General features: G+C 34.9%; 4 protein-coding genes. 2 read left to right on the forward strand and 2 right to left on the reverse strand.

Annotated elements, in window-relative coordinates:
• Window positions 1-210: 210 nt before the first annotated feature.
• Window positions 211-414, reverse strand: a complete 204-nt coding sequence (locus F6K13_RS30585) for a transposase (protein ID WP_287521064.1) — start codon at window positions 412-414, stop codon at window positions 211-213.
• Between the two features lie 405 nt (window positions 415-819).
• Here F6K13_RS30585 and F6K13_RS30590 point away from each other — a divergent pair, with 405 nt between their 5' ends.
• Both F6K13_RS30590 and F6K13_RS30595 read left to right on the forward strand, forming a co-directional pair.
• On the forward strand, window positions 820-948 hold the full coding sequence (locus tag F6K13_RS30590) for a hypothetical protein (RefSeq protein ID WP_275670339.1): 129 nt from the start codon (window positions 820-822) through the stop codon (window positions 946-948).
• Window positions 949-978: 30 nt separating this feature from the next.
• Window positions 979-1428 carry a hypothetical protein gene (locus tag F6K13_RS30595; RefSeq protein WP_124144532.1) on the forward strand — a complete coding sequence of 150 codons (450 nt, stop codon included), beginning with the start codon at window positions 979-981 and terminating at the stop codon, window positions 1426-1428.
• A gap of 319 nt (window positions 1429-1747) precedes the next feature.
• Here the strand turns inward: F6K13_RS30595 and F6K13_RS30600 are convergent, their stop codons facing one another.
• Complete coding sequence (locus F6K13_RS30600; RefSeq protein WP_287289487.1) at window positions 1748-1945, reverse strand: NblA/ycf18 family protein; 198 nt, start codon at window positions 1943-1945, stop codon at window positions 1748-1750.
• Between the last annotated feature and the right edge of the window lie 61 nt (window positions 1946-2006).

The raw sequence follows: 2006 nt of genomic DNA on the forward strand, positions 1-2006 counted from the left end.
GAGTATCACCCCTGCGAGAAAATCATCTTATATCATGTTCCCCCTCCGGGGGAGCTACGCTAACGGACGGGTCAGTTATAAATAAAATTTCAGAACTGACAGTACCGAAGAAATACTGAAATTATCTTTACTTTTGTTCCTTCCTTCTTTCTTCCCTCCTGACTCCTGAGGACTGAGGACTGACTCCTCGCATTGTCTCCATCCTAAATCTTATATAGCTGTTGACAGTTTCCGATTCTTTACCAAACCAGAAACGTTTAAATCTTCCAAAATAATTGTTTGGTTTTCACGAATTATTTCAGTAGATAACTTATGTAGGAAATCCGTTCTAGTATCTTTAAGTTTGGGATGAAATTTAGCTATTCTCAGCCTAGCTTTTTCGTAATTGCTTCCTGCTACCTCCGTTTCAGTCACCGCGGGCTTGACAGTTTAATTGTTAATAAACGAATTTGATATTAGACATATCCACGAAAATAAATAAGCCTTTGATTTAACCATTAAACAAATTGGTAACGAATAATTAATATTTAATAAAATAATTAAAATATAAGAGTAATATCAATTATTTCCCTAAACCTCACAATTTTCAAATTTTGATCTGCTGTTCCCTGTTCCCTACTACTTTTTTTACTATTTGTGGGTAAAGAGGGTTTGATGGTTGGAGAAAAATTTTTAATTTAAACTCTAACAAAGGACAGTTCTACCTATATTTAAAGTTTTTAATTTTTTGTTTTTTAGATTATTTATACACATAAGTGGTATAGATAGTCTAAAATAGATCGATAGTGCTAACACTGAACTAGGTAACTCAATTTACCCATGCTTCACCAGCCAAAACATCAAGATATTAGACTTTTTCTTTGGACTAATCTTGCTGAATCTTTTGACTGGCATACCATTAGCACAAAACGTAATTTTTGTCAACCTCCCACCTCGCCGTATCAATGAAGCTAGGATTAGGAGCATAGGAATAGCACTGTGGCTCATACATTTATACTAGAATCAGGCCAATGGGCAATAGAAGGAAATTGGCTAGAGCGTAATGGAATGTTAATTACTGTTAAGGGTAAGACTATTGTTACATGGGACCGTACAGATTGGTTCTCTATGGTGACAAAACTGATATTTCCCAGTCAAGACCGTGAGGACATTATCTTACAATACAGAGGACGTCTCGACAGTGACGAACGACACTATACGTTTCTTCTTCAGCATAGCGAACTAGGAAAAATAGAAGGAGAAGGGTGGCTGGGCATTAATTCAATTATTCAGCGCTATTGGGTACTGGGAAATGATGTCCAACGTCGTAGTGGCTTTGAAACTTTACTACGCTTAGACCAAGAGCGATATTATTTTACTGGCGGGATTTTAAGTGGTGTTTCTTTGAATAGTGCTATGGAGGCAACTATAGAGCGTCAACCAGACTAATTAATAAACAATTATTAATATTTTTTAGTATTCTTGAGTATTCTTAATTTTTGAGTTAGTCACTCAATGATGTTTTTAATACTTGTAATAATTTCAAATTGATAGCAATACACTTAAATAATGTCAAATAATATATATTAATATTAAATAATCAATCGCCTAAAGTTGTTGTTAACTAAACTTCTTAGCTCATAAAATCTTAGTTTTAAGTTTTGAGTTGAGTGAAACAGTATTAGTTGACGCCCCACGATCCCCAACTCTCTTTCATTAGTTTGAAACTGAGTGAGAGAAAGAGGTCGTCCCTAAGACAACTTCCGTTTTAGTCAAAATCAGGGTTAGATTCTAATCCCCACTTATGTTTTAAAAATTGTTGGTAAAGAGTTTCCCTTACCAACATTTGTTGATATAGTTCAACTAAGCATTCTTGAGCTTGTTGTAAATTCATTTGTCGCACCTGAGTCTCAAAAGACCGAACACTAAATTGCTTTTCCAGTGGCATTTCCATCGGTTGGTCCATAGTTTTACTCCATATTCATAGTAACAACTATTCACTGAGCCTACTTCAGAGTAAAATCAGT

It is taken from the genome of Okeania sp. SIO2B9 (assembly GCF_010672505.1).
GTDB lineage: Bacteria > Cyanobacteriota > Cyanobacteriia > Cyanobacteriales > Microcoleaceae > Okeania > Okeania hirsuta.